This is a genomic window from Bacillus sp. IBL03825, from assembly GCF_024712505.1.
Taxonomy (GTDB): Bacteria; Bacillota; Bacilli; order Bacillales; family Bacillaceae_G; genus Bacillus_A; species Bacillus_A wiedmannii.
Genome location: NZ_JAMXKE010000001.1, coordinates 4,409,621 through 4,428,640 on the forward strand (window position 1 = coordinate 4,409,621; position 19,020 = coordinate 4,428,640).

The following is a 19,020-nucleotide window of genomic DNA, read 5'->3' on the forward strand; positions in this document are numbered from 1 at the left end:
CTATTATACGCAAAGAAAAGAGACTCACCAATATAGTGAGCCTCTAAAAAATATTTTACTTTTCAAGATCTGCTAGACGTTGGCGAACTGCTTCACGTTTTTCTAGGTAATCTTGCTCTTTCGCACGCTCTCCGTCAATAACTGCCGCAGGAGCTTTCGCTACGAAACCTTGGTTTGAAAGTTTCTTCTGTACACGTTCTACTTCTTTGTCGAACTTCTCAAATTCTTTCTCAAGACGTGCTCTCTCTTCATCAAGATTGATAAGATCAGCTAACGGTAAGAATAACTCTGCACCTGATACGATTGCAGTCATCGCTTTTTCTGGTGCTTGTAAATCCGTTTGAATTATTAATTCGCTTGGGTTACAGAAACGCTCAATGTAAGAGCTGTTTTTTGTAAGTTGAGCAAGTACAGCCTCATCTTTTGCTTTAATTTGCATTTGAACTTTTTTGCTCATTGGCGTATTAACTTCTGCACGGATGTTACGAACAGAGCGAATGATATCAACTAGAAGGTGCATTTCTGCCGCAGCTTCTGTATCTTGTAAATCTTCGCGAACTGTTGGCCATGCTGCTACTGTAATAGATTCGCCTTCATGCGGTAAATGTTGCCAAATCTTCTCTGTTACGAATGGCATGAATGGGTGTAATAGACGCATTGTTTGGTCTAATACGTAAGCTAAAATAGAACGAGTTGTTTTCTTAGCTGCTTCATCTTCACCGTATAGTGGAAGTTTCGCCATTTCAATGTACCAGTCACAGAAATCGTCCCAAATGAAGTTGTATAATGAACGACCAGCTTCACCGAACTCATATTTATCCATGTTACGCGTTACGCTTTCGATTGTTTCGTTTAAGCGAGTTAAAATCCACTTATCCGCAACTGATTTTTCACCAGTTAAATCGATTTCTTCATACTTCATATCATCCATGTTCATTAATACGAAACGTGATGCGTTCCAAATTTTATTAATGAAGTTCCAAGTAGACTCTACTTTTTCCATACTGAAACGTAGATCTTGACCTGGTGCGCTTCCTGTTGATAAGAAATAGCGCATTGCATCTGCACCGTACTTCTCGATAACATCCATTGGATCAATACCGTTACCAAGAGATTTACTCATTTTACGTCCTTGCTCATCACGAACTAAACCGTGAATTAATACATCTTTAAATGGACGCTCGCCTGTAAACTCTAAACCTTGGAAAATCATACGAGATACCCAGAAGAAGATGATGTCATAACCCGTTACTAATGCATCTGTTGAATAGTAACGTTTGAAGTCTGCTGCATCTTCATCAGGCCAACCAAGTGTTGAGAATGGCCATAACGCTGAACTGAACCATGTATCAAGTACGTCGTTATCTTGATTCCAATTTTCAATATCTGCTGGCTCTTCTGTACCTACGTATACTTCACCAGTTTCTTTATGATACCAAGCTGGAATACGGTGTCCCCACCATAATTGACGAGAAATACACCAGTCGTGAATGTTTTCCATCCAGCGTAAATATGTGTTTTCGAAACGCTCTGGTACGAACGTTACTTTCTCTTCTTCTTTTTGTTGAAGCTCTACTGCCTTCTCAGCAAGTGGAGCCATTTTTACGAACCATTGTGTTGATAAGTAAGGCTCAACAACTGCACCACTACGCTCACTATGACCTACTGAATGCATATGAGGCTCGATTTCTACTAATACGCCCGCTTCTTGTAAGTCCTTCACTAACGCTTTACGGCATTCGAAACGATCCATACCGTTATACTTACCAGCTTTTTCGTTCATTGATCCATCTTCGTTCATTACTAAGATACGTGGTAAGTCATGGCGGTTACCTACTTCAAAGTCATTCGGGTCATGAGCTGGTGTAATTTTTACAACGCCTGTTCCGAAATCTTTTTCTACGTACTCATCAGCAATAATCGGAATCTCACGGCCTACGATTGGAAGTGTAACTGTTTTTCCGATTAAATGTTTGTAACGATCGTCTTCTGGATGAACTGCTACTGCTGTATCACCAAGCATCGTTTCTGGACGAGTAGTCGCAAGACGAATATGACCAGAGCCATCTGTTAATGGATAGTTCATATGGTAGAACGCACCTTGAACTTCTTTATGAATTACTTCAATATCAGAAAGAGCTGTGCGTGTTGCTGGGTCCCAGTTAATAATATATTCACCGCGGTAAATTAAGCCTTTTTCGTATAATTGAACGAATACTTTATTAACCGCATCAGATAAACCTTCGTCTAATGTGAAACGTTCACGAGAATAGTCTAGTCCTAAACCAACTTTCCCCCATTGTTGACGAATGTGAGACGCGTATTCCTCTTTCCATTCCCAAGCTTTTTCAAGGAATTTCTCACGGCCAAGATCGTAACGTGAAATACCTTCTTCACGAAGTTTCCCTTCTACTTTCGCTTGTGTTGCGATACCCGCATGGTCCATTCCTGGAAGCCATAATACATCGTAACCTTGCATACGCTTCGTACGAGTTAAAATATCTTGAAGAGTTGTATCCCAAGCATGACCTAAGTGTAACTTACCAGTTACGTTCGGAGGTGGAATTACAATTGTATATGGTTGTTTCTTCTCATCTCCTGTTGCTTCGAAATATTTGCCTTCAAGCCACCATTGATAAAGGCCTTCTTCAACGGACATATGATCATATTTAGTTGGTAAATTCTTTTCCGTGTTTGACATTTTTTTCCCTCCTTAAAATAAAAAATGCCCCTCATCCAAAAAGGACGAGGGACATCGCGGTACCACCTTTATTTACAAACAAATTCAGGAATTTGCTTATACTCTTAATTTGATAACGGACAAATCCGTCTTTTCCTAATGAGAACTATTCCGTTCAGAAAAGATGCTCCAGGGCTACCTTCTAACATAACTATCTAGAGAATCTTCCAGCTAATGATTCTCCTCTCTGAAGACGTTTCTTGTTATACTCTTCCCTTTCAAGGCATTTATATGATTGTTAATTATTATATACAATAGTGTAAAAAACGAAACCCTATTCGTCAAGATAAATTTAATACTACGGCTTTTTGGACGAACGAAAAAAAAAAGATAAGTAGAGATACTACTTATCTTTTTATCCGTTCCCTTGCTGGGCAGCTTGTAATTGCGAAAGGAAATATTCTATATTGCTAACGAGCCAATGCGATTGTTGTAAGCTCTTTACTCCGAGAAGTTCATTGTCCTCATTGCGACTCTCTCTTCTTTTCTTATAAGACTGGATTTGCCGAATAAATTGCGATGGATACGTCATATACGCAAACATGAGTAGTTGCTCTTCTTTCGTAAAAGGGAAATTTTTTTGGTACATTTGATACCATTCAAACCGATCACTTCGCGCAATTGGATACGTGTTTAAAGACCGAGAATAAAACCCTACTATATCTTGCACCGGTGTGGCAAACTTCGATTTTTCTAAACTAATAAAATAGCCATTCCGTTCATAATCAAATAAGAAATGATTAAGCGATACGTTACCATGTACAAAAGTAATACGTGTTTTTTCTTTTTCCTTCATCGCATCGTTCCACTCAGTTAATTGCTTCGTTGCAAACTCACGCGCCCTCATTACATGATGATAGTACGTACAATATTGCAATTCAAACGGAGACATATACCACTTCGCTTCAGATTCTACGAGAAACTCTTCTAACATCTCACCATCATTCTCCCAGCGATCGGATATATTTGTATAATGTTTTTCTAAATCTTCTTCTGTATACGTTTCTTCTTTCACCGTTTTTTGATGTAACGTCCCGAGAGTTTGAAACATTTTATGGTATTGATCATTATCCTCGCCGTTGCCTTCCGCACGTTCTAACCAAGGCATTAAATAATAATTATACGTCCCGTCACTTAAAATATAATTTCCATCCGTCGCATGGTATATAGGTACATAATTTGAAAAACCGTTCTCCTTCAAATATTGAATATGGTGCAAAAAGTTATTCCGCTCTAACTTCCCGTCTTCTATTTTCTTGAGCGCATACGGACCTTGATTCGTGTAAATTTTCGTTACACTTCCGTGCTCTTCCATATGCTGTGTATCCAATCTATATTGCCTTACAATGGGTTCATAGCGATTTCGTAATTCAATATCCATACGAATAACCCTTTCTATTCAAAACATAGCCTTTAGGAAAATAAGTGAGTGAAAACACTCACTTACTTCGCTTTTGCCCTTGAAACAGGAATATAAATAATTTGTCCCGCAGTTAAATATATATCTTCTGTTTGATTGACACGATATAAGTTTTGTACAGACGTTTCATAACGGTCTGCAACAGATTCGATTGTATCCCCTTCTTGCACGAAATACATTCTTAACTTTGTAAATTCTTCTTCCGGTTCTTTCGTAAATATTTTCGTTAAATAAAGTGCATTTTCATCCCGCTGTGAATACGTTTCTTCTTCTTGCTCTTCTTGTTTTTTCGCTTTTTCTTTCTTGAAATCTTTTCTTCCGAACAATTCAAATTGTGGCGTTGATTCTTTCTCCTCTTCACGCTCCACAAATTCATGTTCTTCTACTTCCTCTTCCTCTACTTCCTGCTCTTTTCTTTCCTCTAGTTGAAACGGTTCAAATGCGTAATCTTCCCACTCATCTGATTCCTTATAGACTGGTTCTTCTACGTGCATGGCAGGTCTATTTTCATCTTCTTGTGCGGAATCAGTCTCTAACTCAGCATACGCTGTTTCTTCCTCTTCATCCTCGATTCTTTCTTCATCACATAAACCAGTGATAGATATATCCGCTAATAATTGTAAGCAACCATTTTCCTTTAATTCATAATCAAATTCCTCAATAGATACATATAGTTCTTCAATTACTTTCACACGGTTTCTCGGAATTGATATTTCAAGCGGAAAGGAATGAACAAGTTCATTAACCCCATCTTCCCTTGTTTCTACATAATCAATTGATTTCGCTGGCGATAAATCTCTTAATGAATAAGCCGAATCATCTTGCCGCGCAACATACTCTCCCGTTAAATCTAATTGCCCTCTCACGATAACTTCATGATCAAGCTCTTCTATCTCAACGTCTGGATCTAACGAAATTGACAAAAGTTCTTCGACTTCCTGTCCTTTTTGGAACCAAACAGATTCTTTTAATGAAAAACGTAATGAATGATCTGTTGCCACTTCTTTTCCCCCTCCCAAACTATATGTCATTACAGATTTATGTATGGAAAGCTGACTTTATGAATAAAAAAAATCGCTCCCCTTATGGAGAGCGATTTTCTTTCAACAATTAAGCTTTTAATTTTGACATTGCAATTTCAGCTGCTGCAATCGTCGCTTCAATATCTGCATCACTATGTGCTGTCGATAAGAATAGACCTTCGAATTGAGATGGTGGCAAGAATACACCTTGTTCTACCATTTCACGATAGTAAGCCGCAAAGAATTCTAAGTTTGAAGATTTTGCTGCATCGTAATTAATAACTTGTTCATCTGTAAAGAAAATACCAATCATAGAACCCGCACGGTTAATATGATGCGGAATGCCATGTTTTTCAGCCGCTTTACGTAAGCCAGCTTCTAACATTTCCGCTTTACGCTCAAATTCTACATATGATTCTGGCGTTAACTGTACTAACGTTTCATAACCTGCTGCCATTGCAAGTGGGTTACCTGATAAAGTACCTGCTTGGTAAATCGGTCCGCTCGGTGCAACTTGGCGCATAATTTCTGCTTTACCACCGTATGCTCCTACTGGTAAGCCACCACCGATTACTTTACCTAAACAAGTTAAATCAGGTGTTACACCGTAATAACCTTGTCCGCAATTATAAGCAACTCGGAATCCTGTCATGACTTCATCAAAAATAAGCAATGCACCATTTTGCTCTGTTACTTCACGAAGACCTTCTAAAAATCCTGGTTGCGGAGGAACAACACCCATATTTCCTGCTACTGGTTCTACAATTATACAAGCAATATCATCACCAAATTGTTCGAAAGCGTATTTCACACTTTCTAAATCGTTATACGCTACGGTAATCGTATTTTTCGCTACACCTTCTGGTACACCAGGGCTATCTGGTAAACCTAGCGTCGCCACACCAGAACCCGCTTTAATTAATAACGAATCACCATGACCGTGGTAACAACCGATGAATTTCAAAATTTTATTACGTCCTGTATAACCACGAGCTAAACGTAGTGCACTCATTGTCGCTTCTGTTCCAGAGTTAACCATACGTACAATCTCAATTGATGGTACGCGCTCAATAACAAGTTTCGCTAATTTATTCTCAATTTCCGTTGGGGCACCGAAGCTTGTTCCTCTTTCAGCAACAGATTTTAAAGCTTCAACAACACGATCATTCGCATGACCATGAATTAAAGGACCCCATGATAATACGTAATCGATGTATTCATTTCCATCGATATCATATACTTTAGAGCCTTTTCCGCGCTCCATAAACAACGGATTCATACCAACAGACTTAAAAGCACGAACGGGGCTATTTACGCCACCAGGCATTAAATCTTGTGCCTCTTCAAACGCCGCAATCGACTTATCAAACTTTTTCATTATTTAGCGCCTCCTTCTTGTAACCATCTTGCTGCATCTTTTGCATGATACGTAATAATTAAATCTGCTCCTGCACGTTTCATGCTAATTAATTTTTCAAGTACAACTTCTTTTTCATTAATCCAACCATTTTGCGCCGCTGCTTTAATCATCGAATATTCACCACTTACGTTATAAGCAACGACTGGTAAATTAAAGTTATTTTTCACATCACGAACGATATCTAAGTAAGAAAGAGCTGGCTTTACAATTAAGAAATCTGCCCCTTCCATTACATCTGATTCTGCTTCACGGAATGCTTCCATACGGTTCGCTGGATCCATTTGATATGTTTTACGATCACCAAATTGCGGGGCACCGTGCGCCGCATCACGGAATGGTCCGTAAAATGCTGATGAATATTTCACAGCGTACGACATTACTGGTACGTGTCCAAAACCATTTTCATCTAATGCATGGCGAATTGCTGTTACGAATCCGTCCATCATGTTTGATGGCGCAATAATGTCCGCTCCTGCTTTCGCTTGGCTTACAGCTGTTTTCGCAAGAACTGCAAGAGACTCGTCATTTAAAATAATACCATCTTCAATTACACCGCAATGACCATGGCTTGTGAATTGACATAAACATGTATCTGCAACTACTACTAGCTCAGGGAATTCACCTTTAATTTGCTTAATTGCACGTTGCACAATTCCATGATCACAATATGCTGATGATCCAACTTCATCTTTTTCAGCAGGTAAACCAAATACAATAACAGAACGAATACCTAAATCAACAACCTCTTGCATTTCAGCTTGCAATAAATCTAAAGACATTTGATATACGCCTGGCATAGAAGGCACTTCATTACGAACATTTTCTCCTTCTAATACAAAAATAGGGTAAATAAAATCTTCCGTATGTAAAAACGTTTCACGCACAAGCGCACGCATATTACCGCTTTGTCTTAAGCGACGATGACGATTAAATTGTAAAGAGTTCATAGATTTCTATCCCCATTCTTTTATTTTATAGATTCACAAATGCATTGTAGTAATGCTTCTACAGTGTACTCTTTCGGCGTAATAACATGTGGAAAATAAAGGATCGCCTCTTTTTCCGTAATAGGCCCTATACAAGCAATTGTACAGTTTTTTGTCCATTCTCTCCAGTTTGTACCCTCAAGTAAACGAACAAAACTAGTAACAGTTGAAGGGCTCGTAAATGTAATAATTTCTACTTTCCCTACTTCTAACGCTACTATAAGCTCTTGCCTTTTCTCTATATTCTCTTTCGTACCATATACGATTAGCTCCTCTAGAGAAACACCAATTTCGCGAAGTGCAACTGGAATTACATCTCTTGCTAAATTCCCTTTCGGAAATAAAATGCACTCGTTTCCACTTAGTCTTTTTACAAACTCTTCTGCAAATACTTCTGCAACAAATGAAGTTGGAACGAAGTCCACTTGATAGCCCCGCTTTTCTAACTCTAACCTTGTTTTCACGCCTACTGCAGCAATTTTAGTCTTTGCGGGTAGCTTCTTTCTCAAACTATCTAGAAAAAAAGCTACCCCATTTTTACTCGTAAAAATAACCCAGTCATACGAATGCAGCTGCCCTGCTATATGTTGAATTTGCCTATGAGACATACCTTCCATACGCAAAAGCGGAATTTCCAATGGAATTCCGCTCTTTTCTTTCACCGCTACACTCATTTGTTTCGCTTGATGCTGGGCACGTGTAATTAATACCGTTTTGCCAGCGAGAGCGTTCATATTTATTGTTGCCCCTTATTTGCAGCAAGAATGAGTTCTTTTGCGCCTTGTTTAATTAAACGGTCCGCAGCCTCTAATCCTACTTCCTCTGGATTAGTTCCTACTACTGTCTCTTTCAATAAAACAGAACCGTCCATAGAACCGACAAGAGCTGTTAATTCGATTGCATCATTTTCTGTAAGAGTTGCATATCCAGCGATCGGAACTTGGCATCCACCTTCAAGTTTATGAAGAAATACTCGTTCTGCTGCGACTGTCCTTTCTGTTACTGCATCATTCATATGCGCTAACAACTGTAGTAAATCCTTATCATCCTCACGGCACTCAATCGCTAATGCACCTTGTCCTACAGCAGGTACACATAACGTCTCATCTAAATGTTCTGTAATAACTTCATTATCCCAGCCCATTCTTTGTAATCCAGCTGTTGCTAAAATGATTGCATCGTAATCTTCTTCTTGTAATTTACGTAAACGTGTATCGATATTCCCTCGAATCCACTTCACTTGTAAATCTGGTCTCGCAGCTAATAATTGTGCACTGCGTCTTAAACTACTCGTACCTAAAATAGCGCCTTCTGCTAACTCTTTAAACGATGCTCCGCTTTTTGAGATAAAAGCATCACGAGGGTCAACACGCTTCGGTGTACAACCAATCATTAATCCTTCTGGAAGTACGGCCGGCATATCTTTCATACTATGTACAGCCATATCAATTTCTTTCGTAAGTAACGCATGTTCAATCTCTTTAACAAACAAGCCTTTTCCGCCTACTTTTGAAAGAGTAACATCTAAAATAACATCACCTTTTGTGACGATTTCTTTCACTTCAAATTCATATGGTAAACCTAGTGCTTTTAACTGATCAATAAACCAGTTTGTTTGCGTTAATGCTAATTTACTCTTTCGTGACCCTACAATAATTTTGCGCATAATTCTCTCTCCTCATTATAAATACCAAAAGTGGAAGTTGGATAAACTGCTTAATAGAAAAATATTGATTAGCATTACGAGAAATGCTCCGATGTTCCACTGCACGATTTTCTTCCCTTGCAACACATCTGCCACTCGTAAATATAGGCCAGCACAATATACAAATAGAACGACAAAAGACCCGATCACTTTCGTATCATACCAATGGAAATTGTCCAATTTCGTATATCCCCATATGCATCCTAATAAAATAGCTAGTAAGAAAAATGGAACAGAAAATAAATTTAATCCGTAAGACATCGATTCTAGCTTCGGTAAATTCCCTAACCTTCTTAATCTCGCATTCCATTTTTTCTTTTTTAATAGGCGATATTGCAATAAATACATAATAGAAAAAATGAACGATACAGTGAAAGTTGCATAAGAAATAATAGCCATACCGACATGTACATATACAAGTTCTGAAACTAATTGCTCTGCCAGTACCGGCGACATCTTTCCGAGCGGTGTAAAAATAGAAAAAGCGCTTACGCCAAATGCGACAACATTTGTAAAAAAGACTAAAAAGTCAATTCTCATAAATCGATTAATGACTAACGACATCGTAATCAATAGCCAAACATAAAAATAAATCCCTGATAATAAAGTTAATATAGGGTTCGTTTCTGAATCTGTAGCCCTAAGTAACATAAAGATAGACTGCAGAACCCATACAATCGAAAGTAACCAAAAAGCAAATCGGTTCGCCTTTCGGTTACTTTGGAAATAATCTATAAAATATAAACTAATGCTACAAGCATATAAAATAATTGCAATATGATAAATAATACTGTTATTTAAAAAACTCATCCGATCATCCTTCCAAATTATAAAGATGGAACGGATGGTGTCCACGCTCTTTTATGTTCTACTTCTTCCGCACAACTCTCTACATCTTCCATTTCTAAGTCAAAAATCTTTGCAAATAACGCTAATTTTTCGTCTGCTCCCTCTTCAGCAGCTATTTCTTTCGCTACTAAAATTGGGTCTTTTAATAATTGATTAATAATACTTTTCGTATGCTTACTAATTACTTTTCTCTCACGATCACTAAGATTCGGTATTTTTCGTTCCAAGCTTTCCATCGTTTCACTTTGGATAGCAAGTGCCTTATCACGAAGAGCTGCTATTAACGGAACAACACCAAGTGTACTTAACCACGTTTTAAATAAAACAATTTCCTCTTCAATCATAAATTGAATTTTCTCTGCTTCTTTCAAACGCTCAGCACGATTTGCTTCCACTACTCCTTGCAAATCATCAATGTCATATAAGAAAGAACCTTCTAGTTCATCAATCGCTGGATCAATATCACGCGGCACTGCAATATCCACCATAAACAACGGACGACCAGAGCGCATTTTCTCTACCTTTGTCATCATCTCTTTCGTAATGACATATTCAGATGCACCAGTTGAACTAATTAAAATATCTGCTTCTAATAATGCACATTGCAATTCACTTAAAGGCTTTGCATGTCCCATATATTTCTCAGCCATTACTTCCGCTTTCGTAAACGTTCTATTCATGACTGTTACTTTTCGAGCACCGCTTCCATATAAGTTTTGCAGTGCCAATTCACCCATCTTACCAGCACCAAGAATAAGCACATGACAATCTGTTAACTCACCAAATATTTTCTTTCCGAGCTCAACAGCGGCATAACTAACAGACATCGCACTTTCACCAATCGTCGTTTCTGAGTGCGCACGTTTCGCTAACGTAACCACCTGCTTAAACAACTCATTAAAAATTGTGCCTGTCGCTTTTACTTGTTGCGCTTCTAAAAAGCTATCTTTTATTTGGCCTAAAATCTGTGTTTCTCCAACTACCATAGAATCTAAACCGCACGTCACGCGGAATAAATGATCTATTGCACCATCTTGTTCAAAAATAGTTAAATATGGTGCGACTTCTTCTATTTCAAGCTGAAACCAATCAGCTAAAAACTTCTTAATATAATACCGTCCCGTGTGTAATTGATCGACAACAGCGTAAATCTCAGTGCGATTACAAGTTGATACAATGACATTCTCTAACACGCTCTTTTGATTTTGTAATGTAGTCATTGCTTCCTCTAGCTCTGCTGCCTGAAATGTGAGTTTCTCACGAAATTCTACAGGGGCTGTTCGATAATTTACACTAACAACAAGAATATGCACGCAGCATGTCCCCCTTCACCCGTTTTATCACTTTATCTACTATCATAATACAACTTTCCTCTTATGAATCTGACAATCGTGTGAACAACCGATTATTTTTTATTTATTCTCCGTATGTAATAAAGGAGATTCAGTAAAACTAATAAAGACTTCCTACTTTATAATGATTATAAATTAATAACTCTATTTGTACGTTACCAAAAAAAGCCCTCATAATCAAGTGATGGAAACTATTCCATATGAATTATAACATCATCTTTCCTATCTTCTTTCATCATGAAGGAAAATATGTATGATTGTTCCAAATTGTAGCACAGACTTTCTCAATACAATGTATTTGACATTGTATTTCTTTTTCGTTATATTGATTTTACAAAATTAAGTTGTGCACAACTTAATTGGAAGGGAGTTATGTATGACAGAGAATTCTTTACACCTAGATAACCAACTTTGTTTTTCTATTTACGCCTGTTCTAAAGAAGTTACCCGCTTTTATCGACCATATTTAGAAGAGATGGGTATTACGTATCCCCAGTACATTACTTTACTCGTACTATGGGAGCAAGATGGACTAACAGTAAAAGAAATTGGAGAACGTTTATTTTTAGATTCTGGTACGTTAACACCTATGTTAAAACGAATGGAATCATTAAAACTTGTAAAACGCGTTCGTTCCAAAGAAGATGAGCGCAAAGTTTGTATTGAATTAACAGAACAAGGTAAAGATTTAAAAGAAAAGGCTTGTTCATTGCCGACAACGATGGCAACAAATTTAGGAATTACAGAACAAGAATATCGTTCTTTATTAATTCAATTAAATAAACTAATTGAAACAATGAAAACAATTAATGATAGAAAAGGGGAATAAACATGGATAAATTATATACTGCTTCAGTAACTGCTACAGGTGGAAGAAACGGAAAAGTAATTTCAGATGATGGCATATTAAATCTTGATGTAAAAATGCCGAAAGCACTAGGTGGTGCAGGCGGAGAGGCAACGAATCCAGAACAACTATTTGCTGCTGGTTATGCCGCTTGTTTTGATAGTGCATTACAACTTGTCATTCGTACAAAACGTGTGAAAGTAGAAAGTACAGAAGTAACTGCTCACGTTTCTATCGGAAAAGATACAGATGGTGGTTTCGGCCTATCTGCTGTACTTGATGTACACGTTGCTGGCGTCTCTCATACCGAAGCACAAGAACTTGTAGAAGCCGCTCACGGTGTATGTCCTTATTCGAAAGCAACAAGAGGTAATATTGAGGTCACATTAAACGTACACTAAAAAATTTAGTAAATAAAAAAAAACGCGCGACATTCGTCACGCGTTTTTTGTTTTTGTCATTCTATGAATTGCCTTCCACGCTTCTTCTTTTCCAAGTCCTGTTTCAGAAGAGAATAGAACGATTTCATCACCAATTTCAACAGCAAGCGTTTCTTTTACAACTTTTAAATGCTTTTGCCATTTCCCTTTCGGAATTTTATCGGCTTTCGTCGCAATAATAATTGTTGGGATTTCATAATGCTTTAAGAAATCATACATCATCACGTCATCATTTGTTGGTTGGTGACGTAAATCAACTACTAATACAGCTGCGTCTAATTGCTCACGTGTTGTAAAGTAAGTCTCAATCATCTTGCCCCATGCTGCGCGCTCTGTTTTAGATACTTTCGCATAGCCATAACCTGGAACGTCAACAAAATGCATCATCTCATTGATTAAGAAAAAGTTCAATGTTTGCGTTTTCCCTGGTTTAGAAGAAATACGTACTAACTTTTTACGATTTAAAATTTTATTAATAAAGGAAGACTTCCCGACATTTGAACGACCTGCTAATGCAATTTCTGGTAAATCACTGTCTGGATATTGTTCTGGTTTAACAGCACTAATTACAATATCTGCTTTTGTTACTTTCATTGTTTCACTCCTACTAATGCGTGCTCCAATACTTCATCTAAATGAGATGCAAGCACAAACGTAAGGTTTTCTTTTACGCTTTCTGGAATATCATCTAAATCTTTCTCGTTTTCTGCTGGCAAAATAATTTTTGTTAAGCCTGCGCGGTGAGCACTTAATGTTTTTTCTTTTAAACCACCAATTGGTAATACACGACCACGAAGTGTAATTTCACCTGTCATCCCCACTTCTTTACTTACAGGAATACCTGTTAGTGCAGAAATAAGTGCCGTTGCCATCGTAATACCTGCTGACGGTCCATCTTTTGGAACTGCTCCTTCTGGAACATGAATATGAATATCATTTTTCTCATGGAAATTCGGATCAATCTGAAGCTCTTCTGCACGAGAACGAATATAGCTAAACGCTGCTTGTGCGGATTCTTTCATAACATCCCCAAGTTTACCTGTTAAAATTAATTTCCCTTTACCTGGCGCTACAGACACTTCAATCGCAAGTGTATCACCGCCTGCTGCTGTATACGCTAACCCTGTTGCCATACCAACTTGGTCTGTTTTTTCGGCTTGTCCATAACGGAATATGTGCTTACCAAGTAAATCAACAATGTTTTTCTCTGTTACTACAATACGCTTGCGTTCTGCTGTAACGATAATTTTTGCTGCTTTACGACAAACTTTTGCAATTTGACGCTCTAGCGTACGAACACCAGCCTCACGTGTATAATAACGAATAATTTCAAGAAGTGCTTCATCACGTACTTGTAAATTACCTTTACGTAAGCCATGCTCTTTTAATTGTTTCGGCAATAAATGTTCACGGGCAATATGAACTTTTTCAAGTTCTGTATAGCCAGCAATCGAAATAATTTCCATACGGTCAAGCAGCGGACCTGGAACACTTGAAAGTGTATTCGCAGTTGCTACAAACATAACTTTCGATAGATCATACGGTTCTTCAATGTAATGATCACTGAAGTTATGGTTTTGTTCTGGGTCTAACACTTCAAGTAATGCCGCTGACGGATCTCCACGGAAGTCGTTAGACATTTTATCAATCTCATCTAATAAAAAGACTGGATTAACTGTTTTCGCCTTTTTCATACCTTGAATAATGCGTCCTGGCATCGCTCCAACGTACGTACGACGGTGACCACGGATTTCCGATTCATCACGTACACCACCAAGGGATACACGGACGAAATTACGATTTAATGATGTTGCAATCGAACGCGCTAACGAAGTTTTCCCGACCCCAGGAGGTCCTACTAAGCAAAGGATAGGCCCTTTTAATGAATTCGTTAACTTCTGTACAGCTAAATATTCCAGTACGCGCTCTTTCACTTTCTCGAGACCGTAATGATCTTTGTTCAAAATCTCTTCAGAATGAGCAAGATCAATCATATCTTCTGTCGCTTCTGTCCATGGAAGTGCTAATAACCAATCCATATAATTGCGAATAACACCGCTCTCCGCAGAACTTGCTGGTAACTTTTCATAACGGTCTAATTCTTTCAGTGCAGCCTTCATTGTTTCTTCAGGCATTCCCGACTGTTCAATTTTCTCACGAAGTTCTTCAACTTCCCCGCCCTTACCTTCTTTATCACCAAGTTCAGTTTGAATCGCCTTCATTTGCTCACGTAAGAAATACTCTTTTTGCGTGCGCTCCATTGAACGTTTCACTTTTTGTCCAATTTTCTTTTCTAAACTAAGTAACTCTTGTTCATCTTGAATAATTGAAATAAGTGTATGTAATCGTTCCTTCACAGATACAATCTCTAAGATTTCTTGTTTCTGCTTCGTTTTAATCGGCAAGTGAGAAGCAATTAAATCAGCTAATCTTCCTGGCTCTTCTACATCAGCTACCGTTGCAAATGTTTCATTTGAAACTTTTTTCGAAACTTTAATATATTGTTCGAAATGCTCGAGTAATGTACGCATAAGAGCTTTCTCTTCTAGATCATCTTCCACTTCTTCAGTTACCGTTTTGATAGAAACCTGCACTACATTCTCTTCTTCGATAAACTCTACTACTTCAGCTCTATGTAAACCTTCTACAAGGACACGAAGCGTACCGTTCGGCAATTTTAACATTTGCTTCACTTTCGCCACTGTACCTACACTATATATGTCATCTTCTTTCGGATCATCGATATTCATTTCTTTTTGCATCGCTAAAAAGATGATATTTTCATCCATTGCCGCCTGCTCTAGTGCTTGTATCGATTTATCACGTCCTACATCAAGATGCAGAACCATCGTTGGATATACGAGAACGCCTCTTAATGGTAGGAGGGGTACGATTCTTTCATTCGTATTCATACTAGACATAGCACCTCCATAATAAATTAAACTCCTGTTCAACTATTTTATATTACAATACATCTAGATGCAATTGCAGAGATTTTCCGCAATTGTAAATCTCTCGTTTTTTCTCTCTTATAAAAAGGAAAAAAGACTCCGCTTAAGCATACAAACTTAAACGAAGTCTGGCAAATTTTATTATCGTTCATTCTCACATTGATTGTGCATCTGTTTCATCCACAGTATTATGTATATCAAGGTCTCGATGCATATTTTCCTGCATAAATGTTAGCTCAAATACTTCTTTTAACTTACGAACAGGAATGATTTCAATTCCTTTTATTGTATACAAAAACGGTTGCATGTTTTCAGCAGGAATGATGACTTTCTTAGCACCTGCTTTTTTCGCGGCTTTTATTTTTGCGTACACACCACCAATAGGTTTCACTTCCCCATGTATACTTATCTCACCGGTCATCGCTACTTCATTACTCACATACGTACGATGCACTGCTGAATATACACCTGTTGCCATAGCAATACCTGCCGAAGGCCCATCAATTGGGATACCACCTGGAAAATTAATATGTATATCATACCCTTCTGGCAACACATCTAGAGAACGAAGTACTGTTAATACATTATCTACAGAACCTTTCGCCATACTTTTACGGCGAATGGATTTCGTTTGACTACCAATACTTTCCTCTTCCACAATACCAGTTACATTTACTGATCCTTTATCTTTCGCCTTGATTGCTGTTACTTCAATTTCTAATAACGCGCCTGTATTTGGTCCGTATACAGCAAGTCCATTTACAAGACCGATTCTCGGAATAGGATAAATACGTTTTTCATATTTCGGTGTAAGTTGACTAGAGTGAACAACCCACTCTATATCTTCATCTTTAATGAAAGAACGTTCTTCATTTATTGCCATACCAGCAGAAATTTGTACAAGGTTAATCGCTTCTCGTCCATTTCTTGCATACATTCCGATCATTTCAATACCATTTTTACCTATTTGCATTTCCACTTTATCAGCTGCATTCTTCGCTACTTTTTGAATCTCTTCTGTATCTAACTCACGGAAAAACACTTCTAAACAGCGTGACCGAATAGCAGGAGGAATCTCCTCTGGCGAACGTGTCGTCGCCCCAACTAAGCGAAAATCGGCTGGCAAACCTTTTTGAAAAATATCATGTATATACGTTGGAATCATCGAATTTTCTTCACTATAGTACGCACTTTCCAAAAATACTTTCCGATCTTCTAACACCTTTAACATTTTGTTCATTTGAATTGGATGTAATTCACCAATCTCATCAATGAACAAAATACCACCATGCGCATCTGTTACAGCTCCTTTTTTCGGCTGTGGGATACCCGCTTGCCCCATTGCACCGGCCCCTTGATAAATCGGATCATGGACTGAACCAATTAATGGGTCTGCAATACCACGTTCATCAAATCTTGCTGTCGTCGCATCAAGTTCGATAAATGTTGCATTTGTACGAAATGGAGATTTCGGATTGCGTTTCGCTTCTTCCAATACAAGACGTGCTGCCGCTGTCTTCCCGACACCTGGCGGACCATATATAATTACATGTTGCGGATTCGGACCACAAAGAGCCGCTTTTAACGACCTAATTCCGTCCTCTTGCCCTACAATATCTAAAAAGGATGTAGGACGTACCTTTTCCGCAAGCGGCTCTGTTAAAGAAATCTCACGCATTTTACGAAGCTGTTCTAATTCTTTTTTCGATTCTCGATCAATTGAAACTTTTTGTGTTCGCTGATTTCGAAGTAAATGCCAAAAATACAATCCGACAATTACACCAAAAACAAGTTGAACAAGTAAAAATATATTTGTCCAGCTCATAATTTATTTCCTCCCGCAATGTTTTATCACTTAGTATTTCCGTGGAGGAACATAGCTAAACATAAAGAAAAACAGCAATTATAAAAATTGCTGTTTCTTCTTCGCACTATGCAGATGTTTTTGTATCAAGTACAGTACCGTCTTGTAACACCAATTTCGGTGGTTCATTATCAGCTACTGTTTCTTTCGTCAGAATACACTTCTCGATATCTTTGCGAGATGGAAGTTCGAACATTACATCAAGCATTAAGCCTTCAATAATAGAACGAAGTCCACGAGCACCTGTTTTACGTTCAATTGCTTTTTTCGCAATTTCAATTAGTGCACCTTCTTCAAACTCTAACTCAACATCGTCAAGCTCCAATAGTTTTTGGAATTGCTTAACAAGTGCATTTTTTGGTTTCGTTAAAATATCTACAAGAGCATCTTCATCAAGCGGCTCTAGGTTCGCAATAACTGGAAGACGACCGATAAACTCCGGAATTAAACCGAATCTTAAAAGATCCTCTGGTAAAACGTGAGATAAAACATGCTTCTCATTTACATCAGCATTTTTCTTCTCAGCACCAAATCCAATTACTTTCTCACCAAGGCGACGTTTAATAATTGGCTCAATGCCATCAAACGCTCCACCACAAATGAATAGGATATTCGTTGTATCAATTTGAATGAACTCTTGATGCGGATGCTTACGACCACCTTGAGGTGGAACGCTCGCTACAGTACCTTCTAAAATTTTCAGAAGTGCCTGCTGTACGCCTTCACCAGATACATCACGTGTAATTGATGGATTTTCGGACTTACGTGCCACTTTATCAATCTCATCAATATAAATGATTCCTTTTTCCGCTTTCTCTACATCATAATCAGCTGCTTGGATTAATTTTAGTAAGATGTTTTCTACATCTTCCCCTACATATCCAGCTTCTGTTAAAGATGTTGCGTCCGCGATCGCAAATGGAACATTTAAAATACGCGCTAATGTTTGTGCCAATAATGTTTTACCACTACCAGTTGGCCCAATAAGTGAAATATTACTCTTCGCTAATTCTACATCATCAATTTTACTGTTAGAATTAATGCGTTTGTAATGGTTATATACCGCTACCGCTAGTGCTTTTTTCGCGTTATCTTGTCCGATGACATACTCATCTAAGATTTCACGAATTTCTACCGGTTTCGGTACATCTTTGAATTCTACTTCTTCGTCCTTCGCAAGCTCCTCTTGTACAATTTCAGTACAAAGTTCGATACACTCGTCACAAATGTAAACACCTGGACCTGCAACTAACTTTCGAACTTGCGTTTGTGTTTTACCACAGAAAGAACATTTTAATTGACCTTTTTCATCATTAAATTTAAACATATTTTCACACCCCTTACAAAGTGCTAACCTCTTGCCTTCGTATGTACACGATAAATGTATCGTATGTAAATACATATTATGTCACTACGTGGCGAGA

15 protein-coding genes and 1 other annotated feature are annotated in these 19,020 nt (G+C 38.0%); of the genes, 2 read left to right on the plus strand and 13 right to left on the minus strand.

Translation table 11 applies throughout. From position 1 onward, the window contains the following. Positions 1 to 55 precede the first annotated feature (55 nt). The 9 genes from NHG49_RS22615 to hemA all read right to left on the minus strand — a co-directional run bounded on the left by NHG49_RS22615 (position 56) and on the right by hemA (position 11,455). The gene (locus NHG49_RS22615; protein ID WP_064474686.1) at positions 56 to 2,701 is read right to left on the minus strand and encodes a valine--tRNA ligase; all 2,646 of its coding nucleotides are present in this window, start codon (positions 2,699 to 2,701) and stop codon (positions 56 to 58) included. Between the two features lie 37 nt (positions 2,702 to 2,738). Next, positions 2,739 to 2,971, minus strand: a binding site (T-box leader). 124 nt (positions 2,972 to 3,095) lie between these two features. Beyond that, positions 3,096 to 4,121 (minus strand): spore coat protein YsxE, encoded by a 1,026-nt coding sequence (ysxE, locus tag NHG49_RS22620; protein ID WP_064474685.1) that lies wholly within the window; start codon positions 4,119 to 4,121, stop codon positions 3,096 to 3,098. Between the two features lie 62 nt (positions 4,122 to 4,183). Continuing rightward, the gene (spoVID, locus tag NHG49_RS22625; protein WP_088048066.1) at positions 4,184 to 5,161 is read right to left on the minus strand and encodes a stage VI sporulation protein D; all 978 of its coding nucleotides are present in this window, start codon (positions 5,159 to 5,161) and stop codon (positions 4,184 to 4,186) included. Between the two features lie 109 nt (positions 5,162 to 5,270). Further along, on the minus strand, positions 5,271 to 6,560 hold the full coding sequence (gene hemL / locus NHG49_RS22630) for a glutamate-1-semialdehyde 2,1-aminomutase (RefSeq protein ID WP_048541355.1): 1,290 nt from the start codon (positions 6,558 to 6,560) through the stop codon (positions 5,271 to 5,273). Further along, complete coding sequence (gene hemB, locus NHG49_RS22635) at positions 6,560 to 7,549, minus strand: porphobilinogen synthase (RefSeq protein WP_001087076.1); 990 nt, start codon at positions 7,547 to 7,549, stop codon at positions 6,560 to 6,562. The genes hemL and hemB overlap by 1 nt, the downstream gene beginning before the upstream one ends. A gap of 20 nt (positions 7,550 to 7,569) precedes the next feature. Continuing rightward, positions 7,570 to 8,322, minus strand: a complete 753-nt coding sequence (gene hemD / locus NHG49_RS22640; RefSeq protein WP_088048063.1) for a uroporphyrinogen-III synthase — start codon at positions 8,320 to 8,322, stop codon at positions 7,570 to 7,572. 2 nt (positions 8,323 to 8,324) lie between these two features. After that, positions 8,325 to 9,254, minus strand: coding sequence for a hydroxymethylbilane synthase (gene hemC, locus NHG49_RS22645; RefSeq protein WP_064474682.1), 930 nt, complete (start codon positions 9,252 to 9,254; stop codon positions 8,325 to 8,327). Positions 9,255 to 9,269: 15 nt separating this feature from the next. Then, the gene (locus NHG49_RS22650) at positions 9,270 to 10,103 is read right to left on the minus strand and encodes a cytochrome c biogenesis protein (protein WP_000008998.1); all 834 of its coding nucleotides are present in this window, start codon (positions 10,101 to 10,103) and stop codon (positions 9,270 to 9,272) included. Positions 10,104 to 10,120: 17 nt separating this feature from the next. Then, complete coding sequence (gene hemA / locus NHG49_RS22655; protein WP_088048062.1) at positions 10,121 to 11,455, minus strand: glutamyl-tRNA reductase; 1,335 nt, start codon at positions 11,453 to 11,455, stop codon at positions 10,121 to 10,123. Positions 11,456 to 11,870: 415 nt separating this feature from the next. Between hemA and NHG49_RS22660 the strand changes: the two genes are divergently transcribed. Both NHG49_RS22660 and NHG49_RS22665 read left to right on the plus strand, forming a co-directional pair. Further along, positions 11,871 to 12,323, plus strand: a complete 453-nt coding sequence (locus NHG49_RS22660; RefSeq protein WP_044737640.1) for a MarR family winged helix-turn-helix transcriptional regulator — start codon at positions 11,871 to 11,873, stop codon at positions 12,321 to 12,323. Positions 12,324 to 12,325: 2 nt separating this feature from the next. Continuing rightward, positions 12,326 to 12,742: an organic hydroperoxide resistance protein gene (locus tag NHG49_RS22665; RefSeq protein ID WP_064474680.1), complete on the plus strand. Its 417-nt coding sequence runs from the start codon at positions 12,326 to 12,328 to the stop codon at positions 12,740 to 12,742. A gap of 36 nt (positions 12,743 to 12,778) precedes the next feature. On the opposite strand, the gene ysxC is transcribed toward NHG49_RS22665, so the two are convergent. The 4 genes from ysxC to clpX form a co-directional block, all read right to left on the minus strand. Continuing rightward, positions 12,779 to 13,375 (minus strand): ribosome biogenesis GTP-binding protein YsxC, encoded by a 597-nt coding sequence (gene ysxC / locus NHG49_RS22670; protein WP_000869124.1) that lies wholly within the window; start codon positions 13,373 to 13,375, stop codon positions 12,779 to 12,781. Continuing rightward, positions 13,372 to 15,702: an endopeptidase La gene (gene lon, locus NHG49_RS22675; protein ID WP_000097312.1), complete on the minus strand. Its 2,331-nt coding sequence runs from the start codon at positions 15,700 to 15,702 to the stop codon at positions 13,372 to 13,374. The genes ysxC and lon overlap by 4 nt, the downstream gene beginning before the upstream one ends. A gap of 184 nt (positions 15,703 to 15,886) precedes the next feature. Beyond that, positions 15,887 to 17,557 (minus strand): ATP-dependent protease LonB, encoded by a 1,671-nt coding sequence (gene lonB / locus NHG49_RS22680; protein WP_064474679.1) that lies wholly within the window; start codon positions 17,555 to 17,557, stop codon positions 15,887 to 15,889. A 106-nt stretch (positions 17,558 to 17,663) separates the two neighbouring features. Continuing rightward, the gene (gene clpX / locus NHG49_RS22685) at positions 17,664 to 18,923 is read right to left on the minus strand and encodes an ATP-dependent protease ATP-binding subunit ClpX (protein ID WP_000472283.1); all 1,260 of its coding nucleotides are present in this window, start codon (positions 18,921 to 18,923) and stop codon (positions 17,664 to 17,666) included. Between the last annotated feature and the right edge of the window lie 97 nt (positions 18,924 to 19,020).

Bases quoted from the DNA above. Each gene is read 5' to 3' on its own strand.
- ysxC (WP_000869124.1), bottom strand. From the start codon at position 13,375: ATGAAAGTAACAAAAGCAGATATTGTAATTAGTGCTGTTAAACCAGAA.
- hemB (WP_001087076.1), bottom strand. From the start codon at position 7,549: ATGAACTCTTTACAATTTAATCGTCATCGTCGCTTAAGACAAAGCGGT.
- NHG49_RS22650 (WP_000008998.1), bottom strand. From the start codon at position 10,103: ATGAGTTTTTTAAATAACAGTATTATTTATCATATTGCAATTATTTTA.
- clpX (WP_000472283.1), bottom strand. From the start codon at position 18,923: ATGTTTAAATTTAATGATGAAAAAGGTCAATTAAAATGTTCTTTCTGT.
- hemC (WP_064474682.1), bottom strand. From the start codon at position 9,254: ATGCGCAAAATTATTGTAGGGTCACGAAAGAGTAAATTAGCATTAACG.
- NHG49_RS22660 (WP_044737640.1), top strand. From the start codon at position 11,871: ATGACAGAGAATTCTTTACACCTAGATAACCAACTTTGTTTTTCTATT.
- hemD (WP_088048063.1), bottom strand. From the start codon at position 8,322: ATGAACGCTCTCGCTGGCAAAACGGTATTAATTACACGTGCCCAGCAT.
- ysxE (WP_064474685.1), bottom strand. From the start codon at position 4,121: ATGGATATTGAATTACGAAATCGCTATGAACCCATTGTAAGGCAATAT.
- NHG49_RS22665 (WP_064474680.1), top strand. From the start codon at position 12,326: ATGGATAAATTATATACTGCTTCAGTAACTGCTACAGGTGGAAGAAAC.
- NHG49_RS22615 (WP_064474686.1), bottom strand. From the start codon at position 2,701: ATGTCAAACACGGAAAAGAATTTACCAACTAAATATGATCATATGTCC.
- hemL (WP_048541355.1), bottom strand. From the start codon at position 6,560: ATGAAAAAGTTTGATAAGTCGATTGCGGCGTTTGAAGAGGCACAAGAT.
- lon (WP_000097312.1), bottom strand. From the start codon at position 15,702: ATGTCTAGTATGAATACGAATGAAAGAATCGTACCCCTCCTACCATTA.
- lonB (WP_064474679.1), bottom strand. From the start codon at position 17,557: ATGAGCTGGACAAATATATTTTTACTTGTTCAACTTGTTTTTGGTGTA.